14 protein-coding genes are annotated in these 15,261 nt (G+C 45.4%); 5 read left to right on the forward strand and 9 right to left on the reverse strand.

Annotated features, from left to right (window positions below):
* Window positions 1–555: 555 nt before the first annotated feature.
* The 6 genes from fre to trxA form a co-directional block, all read right to left on the reverse strand.
* Window positions 556–1,269 carry an NAD(P)H-flavin reductase gene (gene fre / locus AB4503_RS23450; RefSeq protein ID WP_017059251.1) on the reverse strand — a complete coding sequence of 238 codons (714 nt, stop codon included), beginning with the start codon at window positions 1,267–1,269 and terminating at the stop codon, window positions 556–558.
* Between the two features lie 20 nt (window positions 1,270–1,289).
* Window positions 1,290–1,559, reverse strand: a complete 270-nt coding sequence (locus tag AB4503_RS23455) for a 2Fe-2S iron-sulfur cluster-binding protein (protein ID WP_008224727.1) — start codon at window positions 1,557–1,559, stop codon at window positions 1,290–1,292.
* Entirely contained in the window at window positions 1,556–3,397 is a 1,842-nt protein-coding gene (gene ubiD, locus AB4503_RS23460; protein WP_372115798.1) for a 4-hydroxy-3-polyprenylbenzoate decarboxylase, read from the reverse strand. The genes AB4503_RS23455 and ubiD overlap by 4 nt, the downstream gene beginning before the upstream one ends.
* A 98-nt stretch (window positions 3,398–3,495) precedes the next feature.
* A complete protein-coding gene (locus tag AB4503_RS23465) occupies window positions 3,496–4,491 on the reverse strand; it encodes a hypothetical protein (protein ID WP_017059249.1) in 996 nt (331 codons plus the stop codon).
* Window positions 4,492–4,601: 110 nt separating this feature from the next.
* Complete coding sequence (rho, locus tag AB4503_RS23470) at window positions 4,602–5,861, reverse strand: transcription termination factor Rho (RefSeq protein ID WP_017062978.1); 1,260 nt, start codon at window positions 5,859–5,861, stop codon at window positions 4,602–4,604.
* A gap of 200 nt (window positions 5,862–6,061) precedes the next feature.
* Window positions 6,062–6,388 (reverse strand): thioredoxin TrxA, encoded by a 327-nt coding sequence (gene trxA, locus AB4503_RS23475; protein ID WP_010440700.1) that lies wholly within the window; start codon window positions 6,386–6,388, stop codon window positions 6,062–6,064.
* A 111-nt stretch (window positions 6,389–6,499) separates the two neighbouring features.
* Between trxA and rhlB the strand changes: the two genes are divergently transcribed.
* Together rhlB and gppA are read left to right on the forward strand one after the other, a co-directional pair.
* A complete protein-coding gene (gene rhlB / locus AB4503_RS23480; protein WP_017062979.1) occupies window positions 6,500–7,810 on the forward strand; it encodes an ATP-dependent RNA helicase RhlB in 1,311 nt (436 codons plus the stop codon).
* A 6-nt stretch (window positions 7,811–7,816) separates the two neighbouring features.
* Complete coding sequence (gene gppA / locus AB4503_RS23485) at window positions 7,817–9,310, forward strand: guanosine-5'-triphosphate,3'-diphosphate diphosphatase (protein ID WP_017062980.1); 1,494 nt, start codon at window positions 7,817–7,819, stop codon at window positions 9,308–9,310.
* A gap of 102 nt (window positions 9,311–9,412) precedes the next feature.
* On the opposite strand, the gene AB4503_RS23490 is transcribed toward gppA, so the two are convergent.
* The 3 genes from AB4503_RS23490 to recQ form a co-directional block, all read right to left on the reverse strand.
* Window positions 9,413–10,084, reverse strand: coding sequence for a 7-cyano-7-deazaguanine/7-aminomethyl-7-deazaguanine transporter (locus AB4503_RS23490; protein WP_017061333.1), 672 nt, complete (start codon window positions 10,082–10,084; stop codon window positions 9,413–9,415).
* 245 nt (window positions 10,085–10,329) lie between these two features.
* Complete coding sequence (locus tag AB4503_RS23495; protein WP_017061332.1) at window positions 10,330–10,641, reverse strand: DUF3630 family protein; 312 nt, start codon at window positions 10,639–10,641, stop codon at window positions 10,330–10,332.
* A 49-nt stretch (window positions 10,642–10,690) separates the two neighbouring features.
* Complete coding sequence (gene recQ, locus AB4503_RS23500) at window positions 10,691–12,529, reverse strand: ATP-dependent DNA helicase RecQ (RefSeq protein ID WP_017065746.1); 1,839 nt, start codon at window positions 12,527–12,529, stop codon at window positions 10,691–10,693.
* Window positions 12,530–12,708: 179 nt separating this feature from the next.
* Here recQ and rarD point away from each other — a divergent pair, with 179 nt between their 5' ends.
* From rarD to AB4503_RS23515, 3 genes are all read left to right on the forward strand, one after another.
* Window positions 12,709–13,617: an EamA family transporter RarD gene (gene rarD, locus AB4503_RS23505; protein WP_017061330.1), complete on the forward strand. Its 909-nt coding sequence runs from the start codon at window positions 12,709–12,711 to the stop codon at window positions 13,615–13,617.
* 86 nt (window positions 13,618–13,703) lie between these two features.
* Window positions 13,704–14,498 (forward strand): AraC family transcriptional regulator, encoded by a 795-nt coding sequence (locus AB4503_RS23510; RefSeq protein ID WP_017065745.1) that lies wholly within the window; start codon window positions 13,704–13,706, stop codon window positions 14,496–14,498.
* Window positions 14,499–14,596: 98 nt separating this feature from the next.
* A complete protein-coding gene (locus AB4503_RS23515) occupies window positions 14,597–15,259 on the forward strand; it encodes a LysE family translocator (RefSeq protein WP_017061328.1) in 663 nt (220 codons plus the stop codon).
* The last annotated feature ends 2 nt before the right edge of the window (window positions 15,260–15,261 follow it).

Genomic DNA, 15,261 nt, shown 5'->3' on the forward strand with positions numbered 1-15,261 from the left:
TTCAAAACTAATATTTACCGAAGTAAACATGTAATTCTAAAGCTATTACCCCTCTCTTCTTAAATAAATAGGAACAGAATGGTAATGAATTGACTGTGCCGAATAACTACAAGTAGTTAAACGTATTGGTCACTCAGTTCATTGAAATCAATTTTGATTCCGAAGAATCTGTTTTATCTAACGATAAAACGTTTTGATATTCATCAACGAGTGCCCACACAGATTGATAGGTTTAAATTGTTAAAGAGCTTAACTTCTTGAGCGTTCCTTTTAAGTAAGGAGCCTCTCGAAGTGGACGGCCATTCTAGCGAATTAACATTCAGTGTCAAACACTTTTTGAAAATTAATTTTTTGTCGCTTTCCGTCTTACTGATTCTTGCTGAAGCCTTGTGGCGTCTGCCGTCTCAGTGGTGTCGCATTATAGGGAACCCTCTCAGCTTAGCAACTACTTTTTCATGAAAAATGAATAAATAGGGGTTAACTGCCTAATAGTTCACCTAAACGTAAAAAAGAGAGCATTTCTGCTCTCTTTTTGCTCAAAATCTAAGGGTATTGTTAGATAAATGCGTAAGCATCAGCGTACATATGGTCACGCTTTGCTTCTTTATTCTGAGTAAATAGGTCTCTTGCAGCGCCCGCCATTTCAAAACGACCTGCAATATAGATATCGAAATCAGCTAATGATTCGAAACTTTGCATAACAGCCTCAAGCACATTACCTGTTTGGCCATGCCAAACTTCCGGTGCTTCTTCTACTACCGGTACAAAGTGCACATTGCTATGCTTTTCTGCAATGCCAACCAACTCTTCTTTAGCATATAACTGGCACTCATCTTTTGCGCCCCAGTATAGGTAGATCTCTTTCGAGCTATTTTGCGCGATGCAGTGATCAAGAATAGAGCGCACGTAGCTGAAACCCGTGCCACCAGCAATAAGTAATAGAGGGCGATCGCTTTCTTCTTTGATCCAAGCATCTCCGTGTGGAGCATCAATCGCAATATCGCCATCTTCAGCTTGTGCCTTCTTCATCGCTTCAACCACTTCTAGTGCGTAAGCGTTGTGCTCGGCAGCACCAATGTGCAGCTCAAGCTCACCTTCGTGGCGGCAAGGGCTACTTGCGATAGAGAATGGGCGCTTATCTTTCTCGCCCATTTCAACCATCAGGTACTGGCCCGCTTTAAAAGCGACCGGTGTTTCTGGGTGAAGTAGGATTTGGTAAGTATTACAAGCCAAAGGCTCGATAGACTTCACTTTACATTTAATAGTCATGTTCTTCCTCTTACTAACCCTTAATCGGCAAAGGTTAGAACTAAATTACTTTCTGCAAATGCTTGGCAAGCAAAAATCCAGCCTTGTTGCTGCTCTTTCTCTGTGAGCATGGGTTCAAGGTGGTAACTCACTTGCCCTTCTAATTTTTTGCACATACACATTGCGCATGCGCCAACTTGGCAACGGTTTGGGAAATAGATATCGCTGTTGAGCGCAGCATCCAAGACCGTTTGCCCTTTTTCTACTGTGAAACTGATGTTTTCTGGGTATAAGACTACTTGGTAGCTCATGAAATTCCTAGCTGTTCCCAGATGCTATCAATCTTTTTCACAACATCAGGATCTTTTGTGATTGGTACACCCCACTCACGCAGGCATTCACCTTCCCACTTATTGGTCGCATCGAGACCCATTTTTGAGTGTCCAGTTTCGTTCTGCAGGAATAACGTATCTCTCGCCGGATCCATTCTTGTCGTTACAGCCCAAATGATGTCATTCCAATCACTCACATTGACATCGCCATCACACACGATAACAAACTTGTTCTCATCAAATTGAGACCAAACCGCTTCCATGATTTTCTTACCATTACCGGCAGCTTGCTTATCAATAGACACCACAACCATGCTGGTATTGTCGTTTTGCAGGTGAGCATCAATAATTTCAGGATGAACCTTGGTTAACTCAGCCAAGCTACCCTCAATATGTTCACTATTTACAGGTGCTGTTTGGACATCTGGCGATAACGCTAACTCTGCGTCCCACTTCTTAGTAATATCTAGACCCATCTTAGAACCTAACCCAACCACGGGTGAGGCAAAATCCAATGAATCGATCGGCGTGTTCTCTATCATCAGGCTATCGCGTGACGGATCCATATGCTCGCACATCGCTGCGGTTACTTGAGACCAATCACGTGCATTCACATCTTCATCACACACCAATACAAATTTGGTGTACATGAATTGGCGTAAGAAAGACCATACACCCATCATCACTCGCTTAGCGTGACCTGGGTATTGCTTCTTCATGGTCACGACTGCCATTCGGTACGAACAACCTTCAGGCGGTAGATAGAAATCTTCAATCTCTGGGAACTGCTTTTGAAGAATAGGCACAAACACTTCATTTAGCGCAACACCCAATACCGCTGGCTCATCAGGTGGACGGCCAGTATAGGTGCTGTGATAGATAGGGTTCTCGCGCATGGTTACATGAGTAATAGTAAACACATGGTGCTTTTCTTTCTCGTTGTAGTAACCAGTATGATCTCCGTAAGGCCCTTCATCTGCGAATTCATTCGGGTCGATGTAACCTTCCATCACGATTTCTGCACTTGCGGGAACTTCTAAGTCGTTGCTGATTGATTTAACGACCTCAGTTTTACTACCACGTAGTAAGCCTGCAAACGCGTACTCAGATAAACTATCCGGCACTGGCGTAACCGCACCAAGAATGGTGGCAGGGTCTGCACCAAACGCTACCGATACTGGGAATGGTTTCCCAGGGTTAGTTTCCATCCAATCACGCAGATCCAATGCTCCACCACGGTGGGCTAACCAACGCATGATGATTTTATTCTTGCCGATCTTCTGCTGACGATAGATACCTAAGTTTTGGCGTTTCTTGTTTGGACCACGAGTAACCGTTAAACCCCATGTTAGCAATGGCGCGACATCATCAGCCCAACAGCTCATCACAGGGATTTTATCTAGGTCGACGTCATCGCCTTGCCATACCACTTGTTGGCAAGCCGCTTTGCGAAGGCGTTTAGCTGGCATGTTTAAGACTTGCTTAAACACAGGTAGTTTATCAAGAGCGTCTTTAAAGCCTTTTGGTGGCTCAGGTTCTTTTAGGTAAGCAAGCAACTTGCCCACTTCACGCAGTTCTTTGACTTCTTGACGTCCCATACCAATAGCAACCCGATTAGGTGTACCAAATAGATTGGTCAAAACGGGCATGTCATAGCCTACTGGATTTTCAAACAAAAGAGCCGGGCCACCAGCACGTAGAGTACGGTCGCTAATCTCGGTCATTTCGTAGTCTGGATCGACTGGGTGAGAAATGCGTTTCAACTGACCAATACTTTCAAGATGGTCGATAAAATCACGTAAATCTTTAAAACTCATAGGACTTCTACATGCTGATTATTCTGCGCTCAGTATATCAAAAAGGGTGACACTGAGGTCCCCCTTTTTAGTGTGGTTATTGAGAGGCAAAATCCACTTTACGGTAATGCTTGCTCGATCAAAGAACTCTTCACCTGAGGGTTATCATTGACGAGATCTTGCAACCATCGCGTATGACCTTGTTTGGCGAGTTCACGCGCAACTAATGGTGCTTCATCAGCAATCGCCATCCTAGAGACAAGGAACAGCTTCACCTCTTCTGATAACGGGTTAACTTTGGTAAGCAAAGTAATCGCTTCATCTTTCAAACGCGGGTTCTTAGTCGCTGCCATCACCTGTTCAAGCGCGAACGTTTGTTTGGTTTCAGCAAGGCGAACTAGCTCAGCTTGGCTATGATAATCGGCCTTCATTCGCCATAGAATTTTGTAAACCTCTGGGTCTTCGCTCACTTGCGCTAATCGAACCACCACCTCAGTAGAAGGTAACCAACTAACAATAGAAGATGCGGTGAGTTGCTTAGTTAGGTAATCAACCGCTTCAGGAGACAAACTGTCTAGCTCTCTAATGAGCAACGCTTCTCGCGTTTGAACTTGATGTTCAGATCCAGATAACCACTCTTTTAGGTCGAGTTCCTGTTTCTCTGCATCTAGCACAAATACCAATGTCTTCTGATCTTGACGCCATTGTTTAATAAGGCGATTAGCAATTGAAGGGTAATTAAAGGCAGGTACCGTAAACTCATAGCCATCGCCACGTTCTAAGACTTGATAAGTGGGCGTGATAGCAAGTTGCTGCTCGATGAAGATAGACATCTTGGGTGTGAGTACGATTTTTTGCTGTTCAAGCTTCTTCAAGAGTTGGTAACGAGCCACCTCTTGCTGGGGAAATGTCAGGCGCTCAAGCGCAAAGCGTAGCGAATTGACTTCGTCACGTACGACAAGCTCTAGTAGTTCAGCAGTTTTCAGTTTTACTTGATCATTCTCAAGCCAAGACTCTACTGTAAGTGGAGACATCTCGGTGGCATAGCTCATACCAACCGGTGAAAATAACAGTGAAGTAGACAGGAGTAATGATGACAACAGTCCATGTTGCATTTTAACGTCCTTGTAACACTTTTGCTCATTCTGCAAGCTGGCGCTACAAAATGCAAATAAAAAGCGCCACCCGAGGGCAGCGCTTATTAAATACGATCAGCTAATCAATATTACTGACGACGCATTGCGTCAAAGAACTCATCGTTCGTTTTCGTCATTGCTAGCTTGTCGATAAGGAATTCCATTGCGTCGATTTCGCCCATTGGGTGAACAATCTTACGCAGGATCCACATCTTCTGTAGTTCATCGTTCTTGGTAAGAAGCTCTTCACGACGAGTACCAGAGCGGTTGAAATCAATCGCTGGGAATACGCGTTTTTCAGCAATCTTACGGTTAAGGTGCAGTTCCATGTTACCTGTACCTTTGAATTCTTCGTAGATAACTTCATCCATCTTAGAACCAGTATCAACCAGTGCTGTTGCGATGATCGTTAAGCTACCGCCTTCTTCTACGTTACGTGCCGCACCGAAGAAACGCTTTGGACGATGTAGAGCATTCGCATCAACACCACCAGTAAGAACTTTACCTGATGAAGGAATCACAGTGTTGTAAGCACGAGCTAGACGAGTAATAGAATCCAGTAGGATAACTACATCTTTCTTGTGTTCAACAAGGCGCTTCGCTTTCTCGATAACCATTTCTGCAACTTGTACGTGGCGAGATGCTGGCTCATCGAATGTTGAAGCAACCACTTCGCCTTTAACTAGACGCTGCATTTCTGTTACTTCTTCTGGACGCTCATCGATAAGTAGAACCATTAGTTCACACTCAGGATGGTTACGTGCAATGCTTTGAGCAATGTTTTGCAGAAGCATTGTCTTACCCGCTTTAGGCGGAGCAACAATCAGACCACGCTGACCTTTACCAATTGGAGATGCAAGGTCAAGAATACGAGCCGTAATATCTTCAGTCGCACCATTACCCGCTTCCATCACCATACGTTCGTTAGCGTGAAGAGGAGTAAGGTTTTCGAAAAGAATCTTGTTACGTGCGTTGTCTGGCTTGTCGTAGTTAACCGTGTTTACTTTAAGCAGTGCAAAGTAACGCTCACCATCTTTAGGTGGACGGATTTTACCGCCAATAGAGTCACCTGTACGTAGGTTAAAACGACGAATTTGGCTTGGTGATACGTAGATATCATCTGGGCCAGCCAGGTATGAACTGTCGGCGCTACGTAGGAAACCAAAACCGTCTTGAAGAATTTCTAGAACACCATCACCAAAGATGTCTTCACCACTTTTTGCATGCGCTTTAAGGATGGAGAAGATAATGTCTTGTTTTCTTAGGCGAGCTTGATTTTCAAGACCTAAGCTTTCGCTAAGTTTAACAAGCTCAGACACAGGTCTGTTCTTCAGTTCAGTAAGATTCATAGTGGTGGAAGTTTGTTTAGTCAAAATAGGATCTGTTTTCTTAAGTTAAGAAGGATTTGGTCACAGGATCGACCAAGAAGAGAAATTCGTTCAATTAACGTGCGATAAATTAGCACTAAAACTAAGACTAGTCCATAGCTTAGAAAAAACAAAACCGCGCATTTGTTAACTGCACGGTTTCTTTTCAAATGCTGACCTGATTAAAGGTTAGCGTCTAAGAACTCTTTAAGTTGAGTTTTAGATAATGCACCAACTTTAGTCGCTGCTACGCCGCCATCTTTGAAAAGAAGTAGCGTTGGAATACCGCGAATACCAAACTTTGGTGGAGTACCAGCATTTTGGTCGATATTTAATTTACCGATTGTGAGCTTGCCTTCGTACTCGTCTGCGATTTCATCAAGAATCGGCGCAATCATTTTACATGGACCACACCATTCTGCCCAAAAATCAACAAGAACAGGGCCTGCAGCATTGATTACATCGTTATCAAAACCGTCATCAGTTAGCTGCAAAATCTTATCACTCATCTTCCACTCCAATGTATTTTTTAGAACTGGTTGGATGATAACCAGTAAATAGATGCCCTATTGGAATGTATTTACTTTCGTATTGCAAGCTTAAGCTGATATTCTATAGCAATGAAAAAGACGCATATCACAGAGCAAAAGTTCGCCGACTTGGATTTACTTCCGCAAGTCATTGAAGGATTGGAGAAAAAAGGGTTCGATTATTGTACCCCTATCCAAGCCTTGGCGCTCCCGGTACTGCTCACCGGCCAAGACATTGCAGGCCAGGCCCAAACGGGTACTGGTAAAACGCTTGCGTTTCTTACTGCTACTTTTAACCACCTGCTAAAAACATCTGAGCATGAAGGGCGTAAGCCTAACCAGCCACGTGCGATTATTATGGCACCAACGCGTGAACTCGCGATTCAGATCTACAACGATGCTGACTCTCTGGTTGAAAGCACAGGTATCAAGGCAGCACTTGCTTACGGTGGCGAAAGCTACGACAAGCAACTAGGTAAAATCGAAGAAGGCGCAGATATCTTAATTGGTACGACTGGCCGCATCATCGATTTCTACAAGCAGAAGGTATTTAACCTTAACCACATTCAAGCTGTTGTTCTTGACGAAGCTGATCGCATGTTCGATCTTGGTTTCATCAAAGACATCCGCTTCTTGTTCCGCCGTATGCCTGAGCCAAAAGATCGCCTGAACATGCTGTTCTCTGCGACATTGTCTTACCGCGTACAAGAGCTAGCGTTCGAACACATGCACAACCCAGAGCATGTTGTTGTTGAGCCAGAGCGTAAAACAGGTCACCGCATTCAGGAAGAGCTGTTCTACCCATCAAACGAACACAAAATGGCACTGCTGCAGACTCTAGTTGAAGAAGAGTGGCCAGAGCGCGCTATCATCTTCGCTAACACTAAGCACAAATGTGAGTCTGTTTGGGGTCACCTAGCTGCAGATGGTCACCGTGTTGGCCTGCTAACTGGCGATGTTCCTCAGAAGAAACGTGAAAAGATTCTTGAGCAATTCACTAAAGGTGATGTTGACCTGCTTGTCGCAACCGACGTTGCAGCACGTGGTCTACACATTCCTCAAGTAACACACGTATTCAACTTCGACCTACCTGATGACTGTGAAGATTACGTTCACCGTATCGGCCGTACAGGTCGTGCTGGTGCAAGTGGTCACTCGATCAGCTTTGCTTGTGAAGATTACGCAATCAACTTGCCACCAATCGAAGAATACATTGAGCACGCGATCCCTGTGTCTGACTACGATGCTTCTGCACTGCTAGAAGATCTACCAGCACCATTGCGCTTACGTACACGTAACCCGCAACAACGCCGCTCAAACAACAATGGCCCACGCAACGGGAACCGTAAACCAAACCAGAACCGTCGCCCACGCCAACCGCGTCATAACAAGGAAGCTTAGTCGCTTATGAGTCAAACAGTGTCACCCCCGCTTTACGCTGCAATCGACCTCGGGTCGAACAGTTTTCATATGCTCGTTGTGCGTCATATCGATGGCAGCGTACAAACCATGGCTAAAATTAAGCGCAAAGTGCGTTTAGCTGCAGGCTTAGATGAAAATAATGCGCTTAGTACAGAAGCCATGCAGCGCGGTTGGGACTGTTTGAGTCTCTTTGCAGAGCGACTGCAAGATATTCCGAAAGAAAATATCCGCATTGTCGGTACAGCGACCCTACGTACTGCTATCAATGTGGATATATTTCTAGAGAAAGCGAACCAGATCCTTGGTTACGACATCAATGTTATCTCCGGAGAAGAAGAAGCTGCGACTATCTATAAAGGCGTAGCACACACTTCTGGTGGCAGCGGCCGCCGACTGGTTGTTGATATTGGTGGCGCAAGCACCGAGATGATCATTGGTGAAGGCTTCTCAGCGAAAGCCCTAACCAGCCTAAAGATGGGCTGTGTTACTTGGCTTGAGCGCCACTTTAAAAACCGCCAATTAACCGCTACCAACTTTAACAACGCCATTGAAGCGGCGAAGTCGACGTTGGCTCCTATCCTAGATAGCTACACTGATATCGGATGGGATGTGTGTGTGGGCGCCAGCGGTACCGTTCAAGCACTGCAAGAGATCATGTTGGCGCAAGGCATGGATGAAGTGATTACTCATGCCAAACTTAAGCGTCTACAGAAACAAGCGATGATTACTGAGCGCTTGGAAGAGCTAGAAATCGAAGGACTTACCCTTGAACGCGCATTAGTGTTCCCGAGTGGCCTTTCCATTCTTATTGCTATTTTTGAGTTGCTTGAAATAGATTCAATGACACTCGCAGGCGGCGCACTCCGTGAAGGCCTAGCCTACGAGATGGTTGATGAGCTTCGCCAAGAAGATATCCGAGCGCGTACCATTAAGAGTGTTCAATCACGCTACCAAATGGACGTAAGCTACGGTGAACAAGTAGCTGTAGTCGCACAAACGCTGCTAGACCAAGCGGGCGCCGAAGCGTGGGTTTCAGAACCTCAAGCTGGTGTGCTATTGCAAACGGCAGCTAAGCTTCACGAGATTGGTTTAACCATCGATTTCAAAAAAGGCGGTGAGCACAGCGCTTATCTGCTGCAAAACTTAGACCTACCTGGCTTTACTCGAGCGCAAAAGCACTACTTGGGTGAGTTAACTCGTCGCTACCGTGAACAGTTAACCTCATTACCAGAGCAACACGCTATCTCAGGCACCAGCAGCAAGCGTATTTTACGTATTCTGCGTTTAGCTATTTTGCTGACCCACCGTCGTAACCCAGCGCTAGAGCCTGAGTTCAAACTGACGACGAATGACAACAATCTAACCCTAACGCTTTCTAAGCAATGGTTAGCTGACAATCCGCTGACCGCTGCAGAGCTAGAGATCGAGTCGAATAGACAAACCGATATTGGCTGGCCATTGAATATTAAATGCCTCTGATATTAGTATCTGACGCTAGAAATTAAAAAAAGCCCAAGTTAGTAGACTAACTTGGGCTTTTTCTTATCGCTGCATTAATGCTTTGTGTTACAAATCTCAAACTTAAGCGTTCACGCCTGTCGCTTTAAAGTCAGGGTTCACTGCGGTTAGCTTTCTAACAATGTAGTTAAGAAGCACGCCGTACATAGGCACGAACAAGCCTAAGCTGATGATAAGTTTGAATCCGTAATCGACTAAAGCAATCTCAGTCCAATGCTCGGCCATAAATGGATCTGGGCTTTGATAGAAAGCAATCGCAAAGAAAGCGATTGTATCAATGGCATTACCGAATAGCGTTGAACATGTTGGGGCAACCCACCACTGTTTAAGCTGACGTAGGCGGTTGAAAACATGCACATCTAAGATCTGACCCAGTAAATAAGCCATGAAGCTCGCCGCGGCGATACGAGCAACAAACAAGTTGAACTCACCTAATTGGCTAAAGCCTTGGAATGAACCTTCAAAGAACACCACTGACAAGAAATAAGAAACGGCCAGCGCTGGTAACATCACTAAGAAAATAATTTTACGGGCAAGCTGCGCGCCAAAAATGCGTACGGTCAGATCGGTCGCTAGGAAGATAAACGGGAAAGTGAAAGCACCCCAAGTGGTGTGCATACCGAAGACGGTAAAAGGTAGCTGAACCAGATAGTTGCTTGACGCAATAATCACCAAATGGAACAAAACTAATAGTGCTAGGGCTTTGCGCTGTTGCGCAGGGGTAAAGTTACTCATGCTGTACCTTTTTAGTTTGGTTTGGGGGTGAGGGAACCCAAATCGAGTCATTTCTTCGAATAATCCAAGAAAGCTCTTACCAATAATGTGAATTAAAAAATGTATCTAAAAATTGCTCTGCTGAGCGGCGGGCGATTATACATTAATCAATATTGGCTGCAACGGTGAGAACAAACGCAAACGTTTATTCTCACTTTTATTGGTGAATAGCTCTAGAAGCTGTGTTTTAGAAGAGATGCCAAAAGTTAAAAACCGCGCTTGAAAAGCGTCGCGAGATAATCAAACTCTTCTCGGCTTTCTTCAGCGTTTAACGACTCAAACCAAATTGATTCACTGTAATGTTCGGACTTTAAGAACATTCGGCAATCTTCAAAATCAATCAACCAAGAATGCATATCGGCGTCCCATTGCTTTTCAACAACTGACGCTGACAACAACGCCACCAGCTTTTCACCTAGCACTTCATAAGAATCAAAATCAAAACTTGGAGACGTAATCAATAAACGCCCTTCCTCAGCTAAATACTCTCTTAAGCCAAATTCTGTTTGTGTTGTCATGTCCCTATCAACCTTATTCTTTTTCTATTAGTTAGACGTTTCTCGCAAACTAGCCGTGTGTGGTGATGTGTTCTTGAATCAGATCTAGGAATGGGTCTGCGTACTTATCGAGTTTACGTTGACCGACACCGTTGACTGCCAGCATTTCTCCGTATGAAGTAGGTAGTATTTCAGCCATATCAATCAAGGTCGCGTCACTGAATACCACATATGGTGGCAAGCCATCTTCATCAGCAATCGACTTACGCAGCTTACGCAGTTTCGCAAACAGCTTCTTATCGTAATTCTTGCTGCTTAACTTATCGGACTTAGCATTACGCACCGCTGTATCTAAACGAGGAACAGCCAATTCCAAAGACATCTCACCGCGCAGCAGCGGGCGGGCTTCTTCTGTTAGCTGTAAAGTTGAGTTACGAGTGATGTTCTGGAACAGCAAGCCTTTATGAATCAGCTGACGGAAGATACTGATCCAGTAATCATGACTGTGATCGCGGCCAATACCGTAGGTAGATAGCTTATCGTGACCATTATCGCGGACACGGATGTTCTGCATGCCTCGCATTACTTCGACCACGTAGCCCATACCAAATGACTGATTCACACGGTACACACAAGACAACGCCTTCTGTGCTTCTTGGGTCGCGTCAAAGTGTTTTGGTGGATCTAAGCAGATATCGCAGTTGCCACATTGCTTCTCGCGATATTCGCCAAAATAGTTAAGCAGAACCTGACGACGACACGTTTGCGCTTCAGCAAAGGCACTCATCGCATTCAACTTGTGCATCTCAACTTGTTTCTGTGGGCCTTCTTCTTTCTCATCTAGCATACGACGCAGCCAACCCATATCAGCCGGGTCAAACAACATCATCGCTTCAGCAGGCAAACCATCACGACCTGCACGGCCTGTCTCTTGATAGTAAGACTCGATATTACGTGGGATATCAAAGTGCACCACGAAACGTACGTTGGGTTTGTTGATGCCCATACCGAAAGCCACAGTCGCGACCACGATCTGAATATCATCGCGTTGAAAGGCTTCTTGAACGTAAGCACGCTCATCGGTGTCCATACCAGCGTGATAACCCGCGGCGCGAATACCGTTATTGCACAGCTTCTCGGTCACCATCTCCACTTTCTTACGGCTACCACAGTAGATGATGCCGCAATTGCCCTTTTGTGTTTCTAGGTAGCGAACCACCTGTGACACGGGTTTGTGCTTCTCAACCAAGTTGTAGCGAATATTAGGGCGATCAAAGCTGCCTAAGTAAGTATGCGGGTCCAGGAGCTGTAAGCGCGAGATAATATCTTTGCGCGTCGCATCATCAGCGGTTGCTGTGAGCGCCATGTAAGGCACATGCGGGAAATACTGTTTAAGCTGACCTAATGATGCGTATTCAGGGCGGAAGTCGTGACCCCATTGAGAGATACAGTGCGCTTCATCGACTGCAATCATCGAAAGCGGTAAACCTTGAAGACGCTCGATAAAATCACGCATCAACACACGCTCTGGTGACACATACACCATTTTCAGCTGACCTGAGTTCATACGATTGAACACATTCAGCAATTGGTCACGTGGCATTGAAGAGTTAATACACTCAGCGGCAACACCATTGGCCTTCAATTGGTCGACTTGGTCTTTCATCAACGAGATCAGCGGTGAGATAACCAGAGTCAGCCCTTCACGAACCAAAGCCGGAATTTGGTAACACAGAGATTTACCACCACCGGTTGGCATAATCACCAAGCTGTCTTTGCCTTCAACGGCCAAATCAATGACCTCTTGCTGACCATCGCGAAAGCTTTGATAGCCGAACACATCTTGCAAGATGGTTTGCGCATCATTCGCGGGAGTTGGTATTTGCTCAGCAATCAGAGTGGCGGTCATTGTGGTTCCTAATCGAGGTATGAAATCAGCAAGCATCTTCGGCAAGCAAGTCGCACATTGTAGAGGGGAACGCTGGCGAATTAAACCGCAAATTGTTAGGTGAAAAGGGTTATCGCTCCTATACTGACCAACTCTCTTATAAATCTTATTAATAAGCACTCAGTGCTAGAGAAAGATGCATGACACAGGAAGAACAACAACGTACGCGCCAAGGAGTTTTGCTTGCCGTCGGCGCTTACACAATGTGGGGTATCGCCCCTATATATTTCAAATCTTTAAGTGACGTTTCCCCGTTAGAGATCCTCAGCCACCGTGTAGTATGGTCTTTTTTCCTACTCGCTTTCTTACTGCACATTGGCCGCAGCTGGCGTAAAGTCCGCGATACCCTGACCTCAAAACCAAAAATGCTCTATTTGGTAGCGACGTCTATTTTGGTGGGTGCTAACTGGCTGATCTTTATCTGGGCGGTGAACTCCAATCACATGCTCGATGCCAGTTTGGGGTATTACATCAACCCGCTGATTAACGTGTTACTTGGGATGCTCTTCCTTGGCGAACGCTTACGTAAGCTGCAATGGTTTGCTGTGGCTCTGGCTGCGATTGGCGTATTAATCCAATTAATTGCCTTCGGCTCAGTGCCTATCGTCGCCATTGCCCTAGCCTTTAGCTTTGGCTTTTATGGCTTGCTGCGTAAGAAAGTCAGCTTAGAAGCACAAACGGGTCTGTTCATTGAAACTCTGGTGATGCTGCCTCTAGCCGCAACCTACTTACTGTTTATTGCCGATAGCCCGACCTCAAACTTATCGATGAACCCGATGCAACTCAACCTATTACTGGTTGCTGCCGGTGTGATCACCACGGTTCCATTGCTGTGTTTTACTGGCGCTGCAACTCGCTTGAAGCTATCAACACTCGGTTTCTTCCAGTACATCGGTCCAAGCTTGATGTTCTTACTGGCGGTTCTGATCTACGGCGAAGCCTTTACCTCAGATAAAGCGATCACCTTTGCTTTCATATGGGGAGCACTGGTTATTTTCAGCTTTGATGGCCTGCGTAACAACAAGAAGAACAAACGCGCGAAACAGTGATATTGATCGTTTTTTACAAGACAATCCCTTAATACGCAGATAAGCTTGGTTGAATTGATGACTATTTGACCAAGCTTTTTTGTACCATGGATAAAGTCCACTACTACTCTACCCCAACAGAAGATATCAGCCTGATCCAAGCTCAATACCAAGAGTTTGCTTTTCAGCGTCACTATCATTTGGACTTTCACATCGGCTTAATTACCCAAGGGCAGCAAAAATTCGCCTATAAAGGGGCGAGCCACCATGTCGGTGCAGGCCAAGTGGTTATCATGCCACCTGATGAGCTGCATGATGGGCACTCCAAACTCGATTCAGGTTATCAAGTCAGTGTGTTTGCAGTTTCTCCTCAATGGTTTCAAGATCTTGCCGATCCCAAGCAAAATGGTCACACATTAGGCTTTTCTGAGTTGATCCTCTCCGATCAAGCTGCGTTTTTACAATTACGCAACTTACACGGCCTGTTAATCAATCAAAGCATCAGCCAACTCGCTCAAGATTGCTTACCATTCGAGGGGTTCTCAACGATTGTCGATCGTTATGCAAAATTTGGATCGAAGAGTGACATCAAACTGGGTAATCAATCGATTAATACACTCAAAGACTATTTGATGGCGAATTTGGACCAGCCAGTGCGATTAGAACAACTGTCTGAGCTGTGCGGCTTAACCACAACTCAATTCCAACGCCACTTTAAGAACAGAATGGGCATCACCCCTTACGCGTGGCTGAGCCGTTTACGTATGGAACAGAGCATGCGCCTGATTAAATCTGGGATCTGTGGTACTAAAGTCGCGCACCAAGTAGGCTTCTATGATCAAGCACACTTCTCCAAGGCATTCAAAACCACATTCGGCGTACCACCCTCACAAATCAACTAAGTGTTGATAATTTACAATTGCTCGATTTCAAATCGCGGTAAGCTACGCTCAATACGATTACTTATTTAATAATAGCGGCAACGTTATTGAGAACTGACATGAACGAAGTCACCATACTGATCACCCTCGCCTCTATCCATTTCATCGCTTTGATGAGCCCCGGCCCTGACTTTGCGTTAGTCGTGCAAAATGCGACACGCCACGGCAGACAAACAGGCTTGTACATTGCGCTTGGTTTATCTTGCGGGATCTTACTGCATTCGTTGCTCAGCCTGACGGGAATCAGTTACCTAGTCCACCAGCAACCAACCCTATTTGCCATTATCCAGTTGGCTGGCGGTAGCTACTTGCTGTACTTAGGCTACGGTGCACTTAAAGCAACCTGGCAAATCATTCAGAACCACGACGATGACGACGATACCGTCAATGCCAAAGATCTGATTCTGACCAACAAGCGTCAGGCATTTTCGAAAGGGTTTGCGACCAATATTCTCAACCCAAAAGCTTTGGTGTTCTTTATTAGCTTGATGTCGAGCTTAGTGCCTGCCGACATGTCTCTATCAGGTAAAGGCTTTGCGCTTATTATCTTGTTTGGTCTGTCTCTGTTTTGGTTTTCACTACTGGCGTGGATGCTTTCGACTAAGGCTCTACAGAAGAAACTTAGCGAAGCAACGGTATACATCGATGGCTTATGTGGCGTGGTATTCAGCCTGATTGGCGCGAGTATTCTTTGGCAGTCGCTGTCCGGTTTAATCGCTTAAAT

It is taken from the genome of Vibrio sp. 10N.222.55.B11 (assembly GCF_041473705.1).
GTDB lineage: Bacteria > Pseudomonadota > Gammaproteobacteria > Enterobacterales > Vibrionaceae > Vibrio > Vibrio crassostreae_C.